Annotated in this window: 18 protein-coding genes; 7 read left to right on the top strand and 11 right to left on the bottom strand. The window is 67.6% G+C overall.

The window, feature by feature from the left end; translation table 11 throughout:
- Nucleotides 1–30: 30 nt before the first annotated feature.
- From mnhG to NLI01S_RS14180, 6 genes are read right to left on the bottom strand one after another with little or no spacing between them, the layout of a single operon-like run.
- The gene (mnhG, locus tag NLI01S_RS14205; protein ID WP_067604557.1) at nucleotides 31–435 is read right to left on the bottom strand and encodes a monovalent cation/H(+) antiporter subunit G; all 405 of its coding nucleotides are present in this window, start codon (nucleotides 433–435) and stop codon (nucleotides 31–33) included.
- Nucleotides 432–764, bottom strand: coding sequence for a monovalent cation/H+ antiporter complex subunit F (locus NLI01S_RS14200; RefSeq protein WP_067604555.1), 333 nt, complete (start codon nucleotides 762–764; stop codon nucleotides 432–434). The genes mnhG and NLI01S_RS14200 overlap by 4 nt, the downstream gene beginning before the upstream one ends.
- Nucleotides 761–1369, bottom strand: coding sequence for a Na+/H+ antiporter subunit E (locus NLI01S_RS14195; RefSeq protein ID WP_067604554.1), 609 nt, complete (start codon nucleotides 1367–1369; stop codon nucleotides 761–763). The genes NLI01S_RS14200 and NLI01S_RS14195 overlap by 4 nt, the downstream gene beginning before the upstream one ends.
- Nucleotides 1366–3024, bottom strand: a complete 1659-nt coding sequence (locus tag NLI01S_RS14190) for a Na+/H+ antiporter subunit D (protein ID WP_190318471.1) — start codon at nucleotides 3022–3024, stop codon at nucleotides 1366–1368. Before NLI01S_RS14190 ends, NLI01S_RS14195 begins: the two co-directional genes overlap by 4 nt.
- A gap of 2 nt (nucleotides 3025–3026) precedes the next feature.
- Nucleotides 3027–3860, bottom strand: coding sequence for a Na(+)/H(+) antiporter subunit C (locus NLI01S_RS14185; protein WP_067604550.1), 834 nt, complete (start codon nucleotides 3858–3860; stop codon nucleotides 3027–3029).
- The gene (locus NLI01S_RS14180) at nucleotides 3857–6829 is read right to left on the bottom strand and encodes a Na+/H+ antiporter subunit A (protein WP_067604547.1); all 2973 of its coding nucleotides are present in this window, start codon (nucleotides 6827–6829) and stop codon (nucleotides 3857–3859) included. The genes NLI01S_RS14185 and NLI01S_RS14180 overlap by 4 nt, the downstream gene beginning before the upstream one ends.
- A gap of 251 nt (nucleotides 6830–7080) precedes the next feature.
- On the opposite strand from NLI01S_RS14180, the gene NLI01S_RS14175 reads away from it, so the two are divergent.
- The 4 genes from NLI01S_RS14175 to NLI01S_RS25280 all read left to right on the top strand — a co-directional run bounded on the left by NLI01S_RS14175 (nucleotide 7081) and on the right by NLI01S_RS25280 (nucleotide 9414).
- Nucleotides 7081–7575 (top strand): MarR family winged helix-turn-helix transcriptional regulator, encoded by a 495-nt coding sequence (locus tag NLI01S_RS14175; RefSeq protein ID WP_067604545.1) that lies wholly within the window; start codon nucleotides 7081–7083, stop codon nucleotides 7573–7575.
- A 234-nt stretch (nucleotides 7576–7809) separates the two neighbouring features.
- The gene (locus tag NLI01S_RS14170; RefSeq protein ID WP_067604542.1) at nucleotides 7810–8469 is read left to right on the top strand and encodes a ClpP family protease; all 660 of its coding nucleotides are present in this window, start codon (nucleotides 7810–7812) and stop codon (nucleotides 8467–8469) included.
- Entirely contained in the window at nucleotides 8466–9077 is a 612-nt protein-coding gene (locus tag NLI01S_RS14165) for an ATP-dependent Clp protease proteolytic subunit (RefSeq protein ID WP_067604540.1), read from the top strand. The genes NLI01S_RS14170 and NLI01S_RS14165 overlap by 4 nt, the downstream gene beginning before the upstream one ends.
- A gap of 145 nt (nucleotides 9078–9222) precedes the next feature.
- On the top strand, nucleotides 9223–9414 hold the full coding sequence (locus NLI01S_RS25280) for a DUF397 domain-containing protein (protein ID WP_084392596.1): 192 nt from the start codon (nucleotides 9223–9225) through the stop codon (nucleotides 9412–9414).
- 268 nt (nucleotides 9415–9682) lie between these two features.
- Here NLI01S_RS25280 and NLI01S_RS14160 read toward each other — a convergent pair whose 3' ends face one another.
- The 4 genes from NLI01S_RS14160 to NLI01S_RS26405 form a co-directional block, all read right to left on the bottom strand.
- Nucleotides 9683–10789 (bottom strand): methyltransferase domain-containing protein, encoded by a 1107-nt coding sequence (locus NLI01S_RS14160; protein WP_067604538.1) that lies wholly within the window; start codon nucleotides 10787–10789, stop codon nucleotides 9683–9685.
- A 169-nt stretch (nucleotides 10790–10958) separates the two neighbouring features.
- Nucleotides 10959–11351: a helix-turn-helix domain-containing protein gene (locus NLI01S_RS14155; RefSeq protein WP_067604536.1), complete on the bottom strand. Its 393-nt coding sequence runs from the start codon at nucleotides 11349–11351 to the stop codon at nucleotides 10959–10961.
- 124 nt (nucleotides 11352–11475) lie between these two features.
- Entirely contained in the window at nucleotides 11476–11637 is a 162-nt protein-coding gene (locus NLI01S_RS26750; RefSeq protein ID WP_084392594.1) for a DUF418 domain-containing protein, read from the bottom strand.
- Nucleotides 11638–11642: 5 nt separating this feature from the next.
- Complete coding sequence (locus NLI01S_RS26405; RefSeq protein WP_067604534.1) at nucleotides 11643–11984, bottom strand: hypothetical protein; 342 nt, start codon at nucleotides 11982–11984, stop codon at nucleotides 11643–11645.
- Between the two features lie 178 nt (nucleotides 11985–12162).
- Between NLI01S_RS26405 and NLI01S_RS14145 the strand changes: the two genes are divergently transcribed.
- Nucleotides 12163–12426, top strand: a complete 264-nt coding sequence (locus NLI01S_RS14145) for a GlsB/YeaQ/YmgE family stress response membrane protein (RefSeq protein WP_067604532.1) — start codon at nucleotides 12163–12165, stop codon at nucleotides 12424–12426.
- A gap of 33 nt (nucleotides 12427–12459) precedes the next feature.
- On the opposite strand, the gene NLI01S_RS14140 is transcribed toward NLI01S_RS14145, so the two are convergent.
- Nucleotides 12460–13395 (bottom strand): Gfo/Idh/MocA family protein, encoded by a 936-nt coding sequence (locus NLI01S_RS14140; RefSeq protein WP_067604629.1) that lies wholly within the window; start codon nucleotides 13393–13395, stop codon nucleotides 12460–12462.
- A gap of 97 nt (nucleotides 13396–13492) precedes the next feature.
- Between NLI01S_RS14140 and NLI01S_RS14135 the strand changes: the two genes are divergently transcribed.
- Nucleotides 13493–14671, top strand: a complete 1179-nt coding sequence (locus NLI01S_RS14135; protein WP_067604530.1) for a macrolide family glycosyltransferase — start codon at nucleotides 13493–13495, stop codon at nucleotides 14669–14671.
- A gap of 378 nt (nucleotides 14672–15049) precedes the next feature.
- The gene (locus NLI01S_RS14130) at nucleotides 15050–16063 is read left to right on the top strand and encodes a tetratricopeptide repeat protein (RefSeq protein ID WP_067604528.1); all 1014 of its coding nucleotides are present in this window, start codon (nucleotides 15050–15052) and stop codon (nucleotides 16061–16063) included.
- The last annotated feature ends 170 nt before the right edge of the window (nucleotides 16064–16233 follow it).

Genomic DNA, 16233 nt, shown 5'->3' with positions numbered 1-16233 from the left:
AGGAGGGGACCCGACCGGCCCCGGTCATGCCTAGGAAACCGTGTCCTCGGAGGTGTCGGGGGCGGAGCGTCGGGTGGCCAGCCGCTCGGCCAGCTCGTCGGTGCTCACCAGGTCGTGGCGGATCCGACCGGTCCGGTAGCCCACCCGGGCCACGATGTGCCCGGCCACCGGTACCGTCACCACCTGGAACAGTCCCACCAGGAGCAGCGTGCCGAGACTGAAGATGCCGGTCGCCTCCGCCGGAAGGAGCCGGAACCCGATCCCCACCAACACCAGCAGCAAACCCAACACCTGGGGCTTGGAAGCCGCGTGCATGCGGGACAGCAGGTCGGGGAAACGGACCAGACCGATGCCGGCGATGAAGGACAACAGCGCCCCGGCCAGGATGCACAGGATTCCGGCCCAGTCCATGATCTGGACGATCTGATCGCTCATGACTTCTTCCCCTCCCCTTCGACCGTGTTCTCGACGACGGGGAGCACGATCTGCTCATCGTCGTCGTCCTCCTGGGTGCGGCGGGCGACGAACTTGGCGACGCTGACCGAACCCACGAAACCCAGTAGGGACAGCACCAACAGGGTGGGCAGTACCGTGGGGTCCCGGTTGAACGCCGCGTAGGCGCCCAGGCCGGTCACCGCGAAGGCCAACAGGGCGTCGACGGACAGTGCCCGGTCGAGGATGCTCGGTCCCAGCAGGAGCCGGATGGTGCCGAGCAGCGCGGCCACACCGAGTAGGACGGCGATGACGGTCCACAGAGTGTTCACGTGTTCCTCCGCTCGGTGGCCAAGGCGGCCTCCAACTCGGCGATGTTCTCCCGGGTGCCGATTCCGCGGGCGATGCGTTCCTCGAGTACGTAGATGCCCTTCTTCGCCTCGACCGCTTCCTCTTCGTTCTGCGCGCCCAGCACGTGCACGTACAGGATGCGTTCGGGTTGGGAGGCCTCCACGATCACACTGCCCGGGATGATCGAGGTGGCGATGGCCACGCACACCATGATCAAGTCGGATTCGGTGCGCATGCGCACCGCCACCACCGAGCTCTTCGGCGGCCCGGGACGCAGCACCCAGGAGCTCACCTGGAGGCTCGCGACGAACATCTGGCCCAGGATGTACAGGACCATGTAGGGCCCCCGCAACGGCCAGAACCGGAAACCCGGAACGATCGGCGGTAGTGGGAAGACCATCATGATGAGCACCGACACCCCGAAGCCCAGGACGGCGATGCCCAACGTCTCCGGGCGCAGCCGGAAGGCGTCGAACAGCAGCATCCAGACCACGGTCATCCCGAGGGCGACGGGGATCTGCACCTTGCCGATGCGACTGCGCAGGGCGCGCGCACCGATCTTCTTCTTGATCTGTAGAGCGTTCATCGGGACCCTCCGAGGACCGCCTCGATGTAGGGCGTACGTTCCTGCAGGTCGGTCGCGGCGTCCGACGAGTAGCCGATGAGCGGTCCTGCGAACACGGTCATGGCCAGACCGAAGGCGACCAGGCCGATCGTGGCGCCCACCATGCTCTTGGGCAGGACCACCGAGGTCACCACCGGGGTGGCCGCGGTCGAGGTGTCGCTCAGCCGGGAGCTCGGACCGACGGCCTCACCCGGGCCCAGGGCCGCGGTGGAGTCGTCCTCCTCCTCGGTGTCCTCCAGGATCGTGCCGGGCTCGGCGACCATGCCCTCGGACGGGGTGCGCCAGAACGCGTAGTTCCACACCCGTGCGATGACGTACAGCGTCAGCAGACTGGTGAGCACCGAGGCGCCGACCAGCACGTACGCCAACGGGGTGCCCGCGTCCACACCGGCCTGCATCAGCCCGACCTTGCCGAGGAAGCCCGACAACGGTGGGATGCCGCCCAGGTTCATCGCCGGGATGAAGAACAGGATGGCCAGGAGCGGCGCCATCTTCGCCAGACCACCCAGGTGGTCCAGCGCCGTCGACCCACCCCTTCGTTCGATCAGCCCCGTCACCAGGAACAACGTGGTCTGCACGGTGATGTGGTGGGCGATGTAGTAAACGGCGCCCGTCATCCCCAACTGACTACCGAGCGCCACACCGAACACCATGTAGCCGATGTGGCTGATCAGGGTGAACGACAACAGACGTTTGATGTCGGTCTGTGCCACCGCGCCCAGGATGCCCAGGATCATCGTCGCCAGGGCCACCCACATCAGGGCGTCGTTGAGTTGCTCGCCGGGAAAGAACAGGGTCTGCGTCCGGATGATCGCGTACACACCCACCTTGGTGAGCAGACCCGCGAACACCGCGGTGACCGGGGCCGGAGCGGTGGGGTAGGAGTCCGGCAGCCACGCGGCCAACGGGAAGACAGCGGCCTTGATGCCGAAGGCGACCAACAGGATGACCTGTAGGACCAGCGCCAACTCCGAGGAGATCTCGGGCAGTCGCTCGCCCAGCTGCGCCATGTTCACGGTACCGGTCGCGCCGAAGACCAGCGCGATACCGATCAGGAACAGCACCGACGAGACCAGCGACACCACCACGTAGATGGCGCCCGCCCGCATCCGTGACTGCGTACCGCCGAGCGTCAGCAGCACGTAGCTGGCGGTCAGTAGGATCTCGAAGCCGACGTACAGGTTGAACAGGTCACCGGCGAGGAAGGCGTTGGAGACACCGGCCACCAGGATCAGGTAGGTCGGCTGGTACACCGAGAGCGGCGCGACCTCACCCTTGCCCGCCATGCCCTGACCGATCGAGTAGACCAGCACGGCGAGGGTGATGGCCGAGGAGACCGTCACCAACAGCGCGGACAGCCGGTCGGCCACGAGCGTGATGCCGACCGGGGTCTCCCAACCGCCCACTTGGACGGCCTGGGGTCCGAACATGTCGGCGCCCACCATCAGCGCGGCACCGATCAGCAGGACCAGCGTCAACGCGATGACGCTCAGCCACTGCTGGAAACGGGGCCAACGAATACCCATCGCGAGCTTGACACCGGCCGCGAAGAGCGGCAACACCACCGGCAGGGGAACGAGGTAGTGCAGGATTCCGGCGAGGTAGTCCCATTCCATGGTCAGTCGTTCCCTTGCAGGTCGCTGTCTTCCGCGCGGGCCAAGCGTTCACGCTCGGCCCGCATGGTCTGACGTGCCTGACGCCGCTGCGAACGGATGCGGCGGCGCAGCTCGCGCCAGAGTTCGCGTTCGGCGGCGCGGTCGGCGCGCCTGTGCTCCCGCAGTCGCTTGCGCCCCATGCGGATCCGGCCGCGCAGTTCCGTCACCTGGTTGACCATGCTCTGCCGACGGTGGGTCAGACGACGCATGGTCTCCTGGGACTGCTCGTCGATGTCGCCGTCCTCGGCCTCGACCTCGAACCTGGCGAGCTCGGCCTGGGCGGCCGCGATCTCCGCCTTGATGCGGGCCTGTTCGGCCAGCTCCTGGGCGTCGGCCGCGGCGATGGTGGCCTGGAGTTCGGCCCGTTGCCTACGGATGTCCGCGCGCAGCCGGCGACGTTCCTGCAGGAAGCGTTGGCGCACGGCGCGACGGCCCTCGCCCTGCACGATACGGAGGTCCTCGGCGTCGTCCTGGACCTCGTCGTTGCCCTCCAGCTGCCAGCTCCGGTAGGCCAACGCCAACAGGAACGCGGTGATGCCGAGGGTGATGACGATGGCCGTCAGGATCATCGCCTGTGGCAACGGGTCGGTCATCTCGTTGACGTCTTCGGTGAACCACCGGATCGGAGGACCGCCCGGTTCTCCGGCCATCGCCAGGATCATCAGGTTCACGCCGTTGCTGAACACGATGAAGCCCAGCAGCACACGGGTGAGGCTGCGCTCCAACATCAGCACGACGCCGACCGCGACGAGGATACCCACGACGATGACGAGTGTCAGACTTGGCGACTCGTTCACGAGGTGGCCTCCTCGGTTCGTGCGGAGGTACCCGGATCGACGGCCTCCGAGTGCGCGGTGTCTCGTTCGATCTGTTCGTCGATGCGGGCGCCGAGACTGCGCAGGATGTCCAGGATCAGTCCGATGACCAGCAGGTACACGCCGATGTCGAACAGCATCGAGACCGTGACGTGCGCTTCGCCGAGAATCCCGAAGTTCAGGTAGTAGTCGGCCCCGGCGAGCACGTCGTCGAGGAAGATCGCCCCGCCGATCGCCGTGCCCGTCGCCAGCGCCAGGCCGGCACCGATCAGAGCGCCCGGCTGCACCCACGCGGTGGCGTAGAGCTCGAAGCGACCACCAGCGAGGTAGCGGACGATGAACGCCAGGCCCGCCACGATGCCGCCGGCGAAACCACCACCGAGGTCGGTGTGGCCGGTCAGCAGCAGGTACACCGAGATCACCATGATCACCGGGAAGAGGAAGCGGGAGACCACCTCGAAGATGATCGACCTGCGTTCGGTGGGCATCGCCTCGGCGGCGGGCAACCAGGAACGGTTCCACTTGGGCTTGACGTGCATGTTCTGGGGAGCGACCTTCAGGTCGCCCAGGTCCAGCCGGTCATGCCCGTCGGAGGGCTCGGGTGGTGTCCGGGTGACGGACAGGGCCATCACACCACCGGGGGCCTTGCGGGGCTGGGCCCGGCGTCGCACGAACATCAGGCTGGCCACACCCGCCGCGGCGGCGGCCAGCACCGAGATCTCACCCATGGTGTCCCAGGCGCGGACGTCGACCAGCAGTACGGAGATGAGGTTGTCCCCGCCGGCCTCCTCCGCCGCCTCCACGTAGGAGGGTCCCTCGGGTCCGCCCACCGCGATGGAGGGTTCCTGTCGACCGGCCAGGGCGAACCACGTCATGGCCGACACGAGCAGGCCGGTGGCGACGCCGATCACCATGTTCCAGATCCGGCGGCCCTTGAGCGCGGGCGCCGAGAAGTGGGACGGGAAGCGGCGCAGCACAAGGACGAAGACCACCAGGCTGACGGTCTCGATGAGGAACTGGGTGAGCGCGATGTCGGGCGCGCCCTGCAGGTAGAACAGGGCGCCCACGCCATAACCGCCGATGCCGACGAGGATCACCGCGAAGAGGCGGCGTCGCACGAACAGGATCATCAGGCAGGTGATCACGATGATCAGGGCGGGGATGAGCTGCACCGGGGTGTCCCACAGGCGCAGCGTCGGGTAGTCGCCCTCCCACAGGCGCCCCGTGATCATCGGGATTCCGGCGGCGACCACCAGGAACACCAGGATGGTGCCGAGGTAGACCGGGAGCGAACCGCGCTGGGTGCTACCGGTGACCTGAAGGGCCAGGGTCTCCAGGCCCGCCATCAGCCGCCGGTAGTTGCGCTCGGGGTTGACGTAGGCCAGCCGGTTGCCGAGCCAGGCGACCCGGTGCCGGAAGTAGAACAGCACCAGACCGCCGACCACGCAGATCGCGGACAGCAGCAGTGGTGGCTCCCAGCCGTGCCACAGGGCCAGGTAGGTGGGGTACTCCTCGCCGGGCCCCATGGGGACGGTGTCCGCGTAGGTGGCGAAGAGTCGGTCGACCCCTCCGGAGAAGAATCCGCCGACCAGGCTCAGCGCGGCGAGGACCACCGCGGGCGCGAGGAAGAGCGGGCCGGGGGAGTGGACCTCGTTGGGCTGCACGCCTTCCTTGTCGAGGAAGGCGCCCCAGAGGAAACGGAGGCTGTAGGCCACGGTGAAGACGGAACCGAGGACCAGGCCCGCCAGGACCAGGGTGTCGACGCCGCCGCCCTCGTAGGCCCCGAAGGCGAGTTCCTTGGCGACGAACCCGGCGGTGGGCGGCAGACCGGACATCGAGGCCAGCGCCACGATCGTGATCCAGAAGGTGCCAGGCATGGACTTGCGCAGGCCGGAGAGTTCGCGCAGGTCCCGGGTTCCCGTGCTGTGGTCGATGATGCCGACGACGAGGAACAGGGGAGCTTTGAAGAGGGAGTGCGCCACCAGCATCGCGATGCCGGCGAGGGCCCCGGCGCGGGTTCCGGTGCCGAGCAGGGCGATGAGGAAACCGAGCTGGCTGATGGTGCCGTAGGCCAGGACGAGCTTGAGGTCGAACTGGCGCAGCGCCTTCCACCCGCCGAAGACCATGGTGATGACACCGAAGAACAGCGCCATCGTCGTCCACACGGTCACGTCGCCGAAGGCGGGGGTGAGGCGGGCGACCAGGTAGACACCGGCCTTGACCATCGCCGCGGCGTGGAGGTAACCGGAGACCGGGGTGGGCGCCTGCATGGCCGCGGGCAGCCACAGGCTGAAGGGGAACAACGCCGACTTGGACATCGCGCCGACCATGATCAGTGCGAGCGCCGAGTTGACCACCGCTCCGCCCGTGGGCGGGTCCGCGACGATCTCGGAGATCACGTAGGTCCCGGCGGTCTCGCCGAGCATGATCATGCCGACCAGCATCGCCAGGCCGCCGAACGTGGTGACGACCAAGGCCGTCATCGCCGCCCGTCTACTGTCCTTCGACTCGGCCTTGTGACCGACGAGGAGGTAGGAGAAGACGGTGGTCAGCTCCCAGTAGATGAAGAGCTGGATGAGGTCGTCGGCGAGGACGAGCCCCAGCATCGCGCCGGCGAACGCGACGAACACGCCCGCGAAGCGCGGTAGACCTTCGTCGGAGTCACTGAAGTAGCGCGCACAGTAGGCCAGGATCAGGGTGCCCACGCCCGCGGCGATGAGCGTCATGACCAGACCGAGGGCGTCCATGTGCATGCCGAGCCGGAGGGAGAACTCCGGGGCCCAGTTCACCGACTCCGACAGCGTGCCGCCGTTGAGGATGGTCGGGAGCTGGAACAGGGTCCACACGGTCGCCAGGCCGGGGACGATCGCCAGCGCGTAGAAACCGTTACGGCCCCACTGGCGTATCACTAAGGGCGCGACCGCAGCTGTTATGAAATGCGCGACCAGCACTGTCGTCAATGCGCCCCTCCCGGACCGGTCCGGGCCCGCCCGACGTGCCCGGGCGGACGTCCACCACCCCGGTGGAGAACGAGACCGTCCAGGAACAGATCAGAGGACGGGAGTGTCGTTTCCGTTTTGGTGGGGCATGGATCTACTTGAACTTGCGTGCGCAAGCTATTTAATAGCTAGACTACACATACGTCAAACCACCGCGCGGGTCGGGGACCCGTGCGCAGAGCCCATCCAGCGAGGACCGTTTCTTGCTCGAAGAGACCCCCGATTCCTGCTCTGAGCAGCAGGAATGCGCTCATCCGAACGCGGCTGAACTCGAGGAGTTCCAGCGCGTCTGGACCGAACTCATCAACGCGGCGCTACACGCCCGCTCTCGGGGTGGGCATGGGCATCGTGGTGCAGAGGAGATCACACTGACACAGTCGCTCCTGATGGAGGCGGTACGTGGGATGGACAACCCGAGTGTCGGTGCGGTCGCTCACATCGTGGGTGTTTCCTCGCCGTCCGCCACTCGGATGATCCAACAGTTGGAACGCAAGGGCATGGTGGCCCGGCGCCGGTCCGAACGCGACGAACGCAGCACCGTGGTCACCGTCACGGCGGAGGGCGAACGAGTCCTCGCCGAGCGCCGCAAGCACCTGGAGCGAAAACAGAAGCAGGTCTTCGACGCCATAAGGCCCTCCCTTCGGCCGTTGGTGCTCGACGTGCTCCGTGACCTGCGCGCCGCCATAGACGACACCTGATCGACCAGCCTCATCCCCCTTCCCTCTCCTCCCCACCCCCCGCCGTCAAGGGCTCCAAGACCCCGAGTCCGCGCATCTCCAAGGCCCCGCCCGGGGCCTTTCGTCATGTTCGGAGGTTGGTCGGGGGTGGCTCTGCCGTTGGCAGATCTGCCCCCGGGCGAAATCGTGGCGGTCGAGGTCCCGCCCGGCGCAGGCTGGGGTCACCGGTACGAACACCGGTGATGAGGAGGACCGATGCGGACACCACAACCCACACTCGCCACCGAGTACGCGCCCGGTGGTGGGTTCGACGACCAGTTGGCCGCGCGCCTGCTGCGCAGCCGGATCGTGCTGTTGGGGACCCAGGTCGACGAGGAGAGCGCCAACCGTGTGTGCGCGCAGATCCTGTTGCTGGCCGACGAGGACCCGCACAGGGACATCACCCTGGCGATCAACAGCCCCGGCGGAGTGATCAGTGCCGGTCTGGCCATCTACGACACCATGAACTTCGTGCCCAACGACGTGTCCACACTGGTCATGGGGTTCGCCGCCAGCATGGGGCAGTTCCTGGCCTGCACCGGGGCTCCGGGCAAGCGGTACAGCATGCCGCACGCGCGGATCATGATGCACCAGCCCTCCGGTGGGCTGGGCGGGACCGCCGCGGACATCGCCATCCAGGCCGAGAACCTCGCGCACACCAAGAGCACCATGGTGCGGCTCATCGCCCAACACACGGGAAAGAGCGAGGAGACCATCGCCAAGGACCAGCACCGGGACGCCTGGTTCACCGCCGAGGAGGCACGGGAGTACGGGTTCGTCGACCACGTCGTGGAGACCGTGGACCAGATGGAGGGCGGCATGCGTCTGGGCGGTGCCACGCCCGGGTTCGCCGGCCCGAGGGGAGGAAAGCGATGAGCGGGCGCTACACGGTGCCGATGGTGGTCGAACGCACCCCGAACGGGGAACGCTCGTTCGACGTGTTCAGCAGGTTGCTGTCCGAACGGATCATCTTCCTGGGCACGCCCATCGACGACGACGTCGCCAACGTGATCATGGCTCAGATGTTGCACCTGGACTACGAGAGCCACGAGACCGACATCCAGCTGTACATCAACTCGCCCGGGGGCTCGAACACCGCGCTGACCGCCATCTACGACACGATGCGGTTCGTCAAGGCGGACGTGGCGACCGTGTGCATGGGCCAGGCGGCCTCCGCCGCGGCGGTGCTCCTGGCGGCGGGGACGGCCGGTAAGCGCTCCGCGCTGGAACACTCTCGGGTACTGCTGCACCAGCCCTCCACGGAGGGGCAGGGGCAGGCGGCCGACCTGGAGATCCAGGCGACGGAGATCCTGCGTGTTCGGGCGCAGGTGGAGGACATCCTGTCCCGGCACACCGGCCAGACCCAGGAGCGGCTCCGGGCCGACACCGACCGGGACAAGATCTTCACCGCCGAGCAGGCGAAGGAGTACGGGCTGGTGGACAACGTGATCACGACGAGGGAGCTCGCACCTCTCGCGGTTTGATTCGAGGTCGGTGGGTCCCGCGTGCTCGGGGCGGGTCGGTGGAGGGCCCGGGCGCGCGGGGGTCGTGGGTGTCCTACGTGCGGTGTCGGTGGACCCGGATGGCGTCTCCGCCTACTTGCGGTCCCTGATCAGCTAGGAACACCCGATGTACCCATCCACCGACGAGCTTCGCTTCCGCAAGTCGAGCTACAGCAACCCGAACAACTGCGTCGAGTACGCCGATGCAGGGGGAGGCTCCGCCGCAGTGCGTGACTCCCAGAACCCTGAGCAGGGCCACTTCCTTCTTCCCGGCTCCGAATGGGGAGCGTTCCTTGCGACGGTTCAGCATCAGCGCTGAGAAAGAACCAGATGAGGCCCCGGGTATCCCTCCCCGGGGCCTCATCTGTAGTACCTGAGTACTCATCCACTGACGAGTTTACTCCGTACACGCCAAGCGGCGAAGTTCAGCAAGCTTTTCCGTAGTGACCGCGTGCTGACCGAAAGGTGGGCAGCACGATGCCGGCGAAGATCGAGCTCCCCCGATACAGCAACGATGCGTCACCGGAGTAGGGCTTGTCACCTCTGGTTTCCACAGCCTGTGGACAACTCCGGGTGGCAAGCGACGATCAGTCGATGGGGTGGTTCCAGTGCCGACCCGACAGGGCGCACTCGACCTTGTACGAACCTTGATCCGGGCCGACCTCCAACGAGAAGGCGCTCAGTCCTGGCAGGCCCGCGTCTGACAGGCATCGGTATGCGTCGGCCAGTTCCGAACCCAGAGCACGATCACCCTCACCGGTGACCGAACCATCCGGCCACACGTACGCCCACGACTCCCCGGCCCCCATCCACACGATTCGCCCATGTCCACCTTGGAAAGGACGCACCCCCGTGCCCAGGCGCACCCCGGGCATCATCAGCAGGAGCGGGGTCATCATCCCCGAGCCGATCAGGTCGACCGAGCCGACCGGGAGGGTGCCCGCCGGAGTCGGCGGCCGACCGGGTCCGGGAAACGGCAGATCACCGGCGCGCTGACCACGGTCGCGGATGAAGGCCGCTTCGCGTACGAAGGGACCGGCCGATCGCCCATCGGCCTTGGTCAGGGCGACGATCGGTGTGCTGTGCGCGGCGGGGTTCGGGCTCCACGGAAGCACGAGTGAGCCGCCTTCGGCCAGAGCACCCGACCACGATTCCCGGATCCGTGTCGTCGCGCAGGTCGCGATGACGGCGTCGAATACCTCCCGGGTGGGAGGAACGTCGGCGGTGCGGACGGTGACACCGGTTCCGCTGAGACGTTCCCGGGCCAGGGCCGCCACGCCCGGATCGATCTCCACACTGGTGACGGCCCCCTTCTCACCTACCAATGACGAGAGGATCGCGGCGTTCCACCCGGTTCCGGTGCCGATTTCCAGCACCCGCGTGCCCTCGTCGATCTTGGCGGTCGCGATCATGTCCGCCATGACCTGGGGCGCGGACGACGATGAACTGGGCTCGTTGCGAGGACCGGAACCACCGTCGTTGGCCTGGGTGGTGACGGCGTCGGAGTCGTAGACCGGCCGCGCCCATCTGCCGGGATCAGAGGCCCGATGGAGCGGTAGCCCGAGAGCGTCGGTCCAGACCATGTCGGGGATGAAGCGATGCCGGGGATGAACGGCGAACGCCGCACGGATCGTCTCATCGGTGTCGAGACGCTTCACCAGCGCGGCGTGGAGCGTTTCGAGGTCGCCCGTCATTTCTCTCCCGTCCCCTTACACCCGGAACACGTGACGACCACAGTCTTAGCGGAACGTGAAGCGGGGGTGCGGTGGTTCCGGGTAGAGCGCCCCGGAACCACCGCCGGGCGCCGCGCGCCTTGGGATGAGCTGAAACGCGGTGCCGTCTGGTGTGGGGGGATACGGCAGGTCAGGCCGCGAGGGAGAGCACGCGGGCCTGCTGGGTCGGGGCGGTGGGGGCCGTGGCCAGACGGGGCTGGTGAGAACCGGCCCGCTCCATGCGGAACAGCGTGGTGCGCTGGTACAGCTCGCCGAGCACCTCGGTGATGCTCAGGCCCAGTGACCGGTACACGGCGGCGAGGAGCTCGGAGGAGGCCTCCTTGCGCCCGCGTTCGATCTCGGACAGGTAGGGGAGTGACACCTGGGCGTCCTCGGCGACCTCGCGCAGGGTTCGGCCCTGTTCGACACGGGTGCGACGCAGTAGATCACCGATGAGGTCGCGCATGAGCGGCTCGCTCGTCGACTCGGCGGCGGACGGGCCCCTGCGCGCCTGTTCCAGGGAGCGTAGGACGCTCTCGCTCATCTGATGCCTCCCCCGTCGAGATCTCCGATTTCTCGACACTACGCCGCCGAACGCTCCAAGGGGAGAGGTGTCCGTGGCCTTATGCGGACGGCAGAAGTCGCGAGCGGCCCCGTCGAAGCGGGTCTCACCCCTTGACGGGGGAAGGTCCGGAGGCGCGTCTGCCCTCGGTGCCCAGAACGAGGATCCGGACCTGCAAGGTCTCCATGGGGCCTCGCGAGAATCGCGACAGCCACCAGCGAGAACTCGCCACCAGAATCAGACCGATCACCGCCCAGGCGGCCACCATCTCGATCAGCAGAAGGAGGGCACGACGACGCCGGCGACCCGGCCAAGGGCGACCGCGCTCCGTGGGGCCCTGTACTGGATGGCCAGGCCCACGCCGAACAGCGGGGTGAGCATCGCGAAGAACCTGCCGTCGAGGAACAGGGTTTGCAGCCCCTCCCGGAGCGGTGTGCGAGCGGATTCGGAGGGCCGTGTGGTCGTGTGCATGGGCGCATGGGCGCGGGTGGGAGTGGACGTGTACCGGATCTTCCAGGAGGCCCTGGGCAACGTGCTACGGCACTCGTCGGCACGGCGGGTCCGGGTGGAATCGAGCCGCACGGCGAACACGCTGACGGCCACGGTGGAGGTCAACGGACGGCACGTAACGGGGGAGAGGGGATCGGGCGGGTGCGGGCTGTGCTCCCCGGGAGAAGGAAAAGTGAAGAGGAGTGTCCAAAAAGCGGCAAAGGGTTCGAATCAGGGAGGAAGAATCAGTGTTCTTCCGGTGTGTTCGGGAACGACGGGGGTGCGTCCAACTGTGGGAGGTCTTGTGGAGATCACCGGCATCATCAGCGCACTCATCGTCGGCATCATCATCGGTGCCCTGGGGCGGCTCATCGTTCCCGGTAAACAGCACCTGCCCATCTGGCTGACCTTGGTCCTGGGCATCGTGGCCGCCTTCCTGGGCGGGTGGATCGCCAGTTTCTTCACCTCCGCCTGGCTCCTGGTCCTGATCATTCAGGTACTGGTGGCGGCGGGGATCGTCTATCTCGCCGACGGGATGTACACGAAGAACGCGGGCAAGACCGCCTGACCGGTGGCGCTCACCCGCGCTCACCCGCGATTCTCAGTCCGAGGTCACCGGATCCGATCCGGTGGCCTCGGTCACGTGTGCGGTCCGACCGGAGCGTGCGGACTCCTCGGCGGCGGCCAGCACCGCCACGACGTCGCGGCCGAACCGCAGGTCGCACGGGTCGCCCCGATCCCCGGCCGCCTGGGTCAGTAGTCGGTCGATCGCGGATCCGAAGGCCTCAACGGCACTCCGGTCACCTCCGGGGACCGGACGCCAACCGGGTTCCCCATAGAGGTCGATGTCGAACGCCTTGGCCTCAGGGGCCGCGTCCAGGGTGACCGAGAAGGATCCGACGGCCCCGTCCCGGTGGTGGGTCAGCAGGTGCACGCTGTCCCGGGGGCCGTTCAACGCGGTGACCTCCACGACCGGCCCGAGCACGGGCAGCACCACCGAGAGCAGGTGCGGTCCCACGTCCCACAGGCCGCCCTTCTCCCGACGCCAGGGCGAGGCACCGTAAGGGTTGCCCGGCTGGAAGATCGAGGCGAACAGGGTGGCCCGGGCGCCGTGCCAACCACCTTCGGTGGTCGCGGTGCGCAGGAACTCGTTAACGTTGTCGGAGAAGCGGTTGGTGAAGAACACGACCGAGGCCAGTCCGCGTGACTCGACCTCGCTCACCAGCGCGTCGGCCACGTCCAGTCGTAGGGACACCGGTTTGTCCAGCAGCAGATGGCGGCCGGCCCTGGCCGCTCGCAGCGCGAGGTCCCCCTGGACGTTCGGCGGCAGGGCGATGGCGACGGCGTCGACATCGGTGATGAGCGCGTCCACGTCGTCGTAGGGTCGGGCGCCCAGGTGCTCGGCCAGGTCGGCGGCTTTGGCGGGGTCTCGCCCCCACACCCCGACGAGCTCCGCCTCCGGGTGCGCGGCCAACGCCGCGCCCTGTGTCTCGCGGGCCCAGTAACCGGTGCCCAGCAGTCCGAATCGCAATCCCATGCGTCCCTCCCAGTTCAGGAATCCACCCTGAGAACCCTGGCGCATCACGGTGTTGCCAACAAGTGGCTCCCGACAAGGAGCGGGGTAAATTGGCCGAATGGCCCACATCGCCTTCTTCGCCCCCAACGGTCACGGACACGTCAACCCCCTCCTCGGTCTGGCCACCGAGCTCGTCCGGCGCGGACACAGGATCACCTTCGCCGCCCCCGAGGCATTCGCCGACCCGATCACCGAGACCGGCGCCGAGCACGTGCCCACCCCCACGACCTGGAAGGGACAGGGCGAGTCACCCCAGATGCACGGCGCGGAGCTGATCCGTGCCATGGGATCGTTGCTGACGGAGATCAAGGTCGTCCACGCCGACCAGATCGACCGGCAGGCCCCCGACCTGGTCGTGCACGACGCCACGCTGGCCTGGTGGGGGCGGCTGCTCGCCCACCGCTGGGGTGTTCCGGCCGTGGAGAACTGGCCCAATCTGGTGAGCAACAAGTACTGGGCGCTGCACCACGACCACACCAGGATCAACCCGCTGAACCCGCGCTTCCTGCTCACCGTGTTCCGGATGATCCGCTACGCGCGCTCCCAGGGGTACACCGACGGGGGCGCCTTCATGACGGGTACCAACGCGGCGTTGCGCCTGGTCACCCTGCCCAAGGCCTTCCAGTACGAGGGCGAATCCTTCGCCGACACCCACCTGTTCGTCGGCCCGACCCTGACCGACCGCTCCTTCCAACGGGAGTGGACCCCGCCCACCGAAGACCCGGTCCTGTTGGTCTCGTTGGGCACCGCCTACAACGAGCGCCCCGAGCTCTACCGGGAGATCGCCCGTGCCGCGCAAGGGCGTCCCTGGCACGTGGTCATGTCGATCGGGGCATCGGACCCCGACGCACTCGGCGACCTGCCGCCCAACGTCGAGGTCCACGCCCAGGTGCCCCAACTCTCCATCCTGCGGCACGCCACCGTATTCGTCACCCATGCCGGCATGGGCGGCACGATGGAGGGACTGGTCAACGAGGTGCCCCTGGTCGCCCTGCCCCAGATGGCCGAGCAGCGCGCCAACGCCGATCGGATCCGACAGCTCGGGCTCGGCCGCGCCCTGAACCCGGACACGGTCGACGGCGACTCCCTGTGGAAGGCGGTGGAGGAGGTCGCCCACGACCCGAACGTCCGAGAACGCCTGCGGTGGATGCGTGATCGGATCGACGAGGCGGGCGGCGTCGGGACCGCCGCCGACGCCGTCGAAGGGCTTCTCGGCGAGGGTGCGACCCGCACCTGACGTGGCCGGATGCGGACGCCGTCCCCGATGCCGCCATCGACGAATCCACAGGTCGTTCGGGCTTTGGTCGACGAATGGTCATCGCGGTGCCCGGTACGGATTCCGTAATCCCCTGGTGGAACCCCTTCTCCTCCACCATCATGGATTCTCTGGGACCGAGCGCCGAGGCGCAGGCCGGAAAGAGGGAGCCGGCCCACCTCGGACCGAGGGAGGGAAGCGTGCGGCGGGGGACACCCACGCCGAGCGCGGCGTTCCCGCCTGTCCACTGTCGATGAACACTCCCCGAAGTTCACCGGATCCGCGTTTTCCGTGGTCCGACGCACCCCGCATGCTCTGCGCTCACCATTGAAGGGGGACGATGTGGTGAGACCTGACCCGATGAGCCTTGACCCCGAGCCGACCGTGGACCGGGAGGCACTCGAATCCGTGTTCGCGGACCACCTCACCGAGGCCGCGGTCCGTGCCGCCGCCCTCGTCCACGGCCGATGGAACCTGGCCCTGCCCGACGAATCCACCCACCTCGACCTTCCCGTCTTCACGGACGCGAAGGACGCCGGGAACTGGATGGCCGCCAACACCGAAGCCCTGATCTCCTGCGCCCGTGGGGCGAAGGAGAGCCGAAACCATCTGACGGTCTGCCGGATCACGGAGTCGTTGGAGGCCCACCTGCGTGGAACCGGACGCGCACCGGAACTGGTGGATCTGCTGCGCGCCGCGCTGGCCTCCGCTCGCGACATGGAGGACACGGTCTGGCAGGCCCGCACGCGCTACCTGCTCGGACTGACGCTGCTCGAAACCGGGGAACTCACCGGCGCCGAGCGGGAGTTCGAGGCCGCCCTGACACTGGCCGAGGCCGATGGGGACGACCGCGGACGCGCCTTCGCCTTGGAGGGACGGGGCATCGTCGCCCAGCGGGACCGCAGGGACGATGAGGCGCTGGCCCTGTTCGAACGCGTCCGGCCACTCAAGGAGGCGTTGGAGTGGCCGCATGGGATCGCCGTCCTCGAACTGTTGGTCGGTCGCTCACTGCTCAACTCGGGCAGGTTCGAGCACGCCATGGAGCGCTTGGACGTGGCCATGGCGGTCTTCGACGGTACGGGTGAGGGCACCGTAGCGGACGAGGTGAACGCGGCCAAGGTCCGATCGGAACGTGGCCGGGCGTTCATCGCCGCGCGCCGTTTCGCCGAGGCCCGTGAGGAGTTGTACGAGGCGCGCGAGGACTTCGAGAAGTACGACCAGGTATCGCCGTTCGCTCGGGTGTGCGAGCTCCTGGCGGGTCTGGGGCAGCTGAACCGGGAGGACGACTGGCGCGGGCATCTCGTGCAGGCGGAACGACTCTACGAGCGGATCGGTGACACCACCGCCGCCGAACGGGTTCGCCGCCACATCTAGATGAGTGATTCCAGGGGTGGAGGTGGCTGGAGGCGGGTGGCCGGGGTCTCTGGTTCTTGGGATTGTTGGGCGGGGTGGGGGTATCGGCGTGTCCACACCTTGAAGTAGCACCTCTGGGCGTTACCGGCGCCGCCGGCACTATTGCCCACGACGGTCGCCCGACCTACCGG

Source organism: Nocardiopsis listeri NBRC 13360 (genome assembly GCF_001570765.1).
Lineage (GTDB): Bacteria > Actinomycetota > Actinomycetes > Streptosporangiales > Streptosporangiaceae > Nocardiopsis > Nocardiopsis listeri.
The sequence above is the reverse complement of the archived record's forward strand: the minus strand, read 5'-3'. Positions and strand labels throughout refer to the sequence as shown.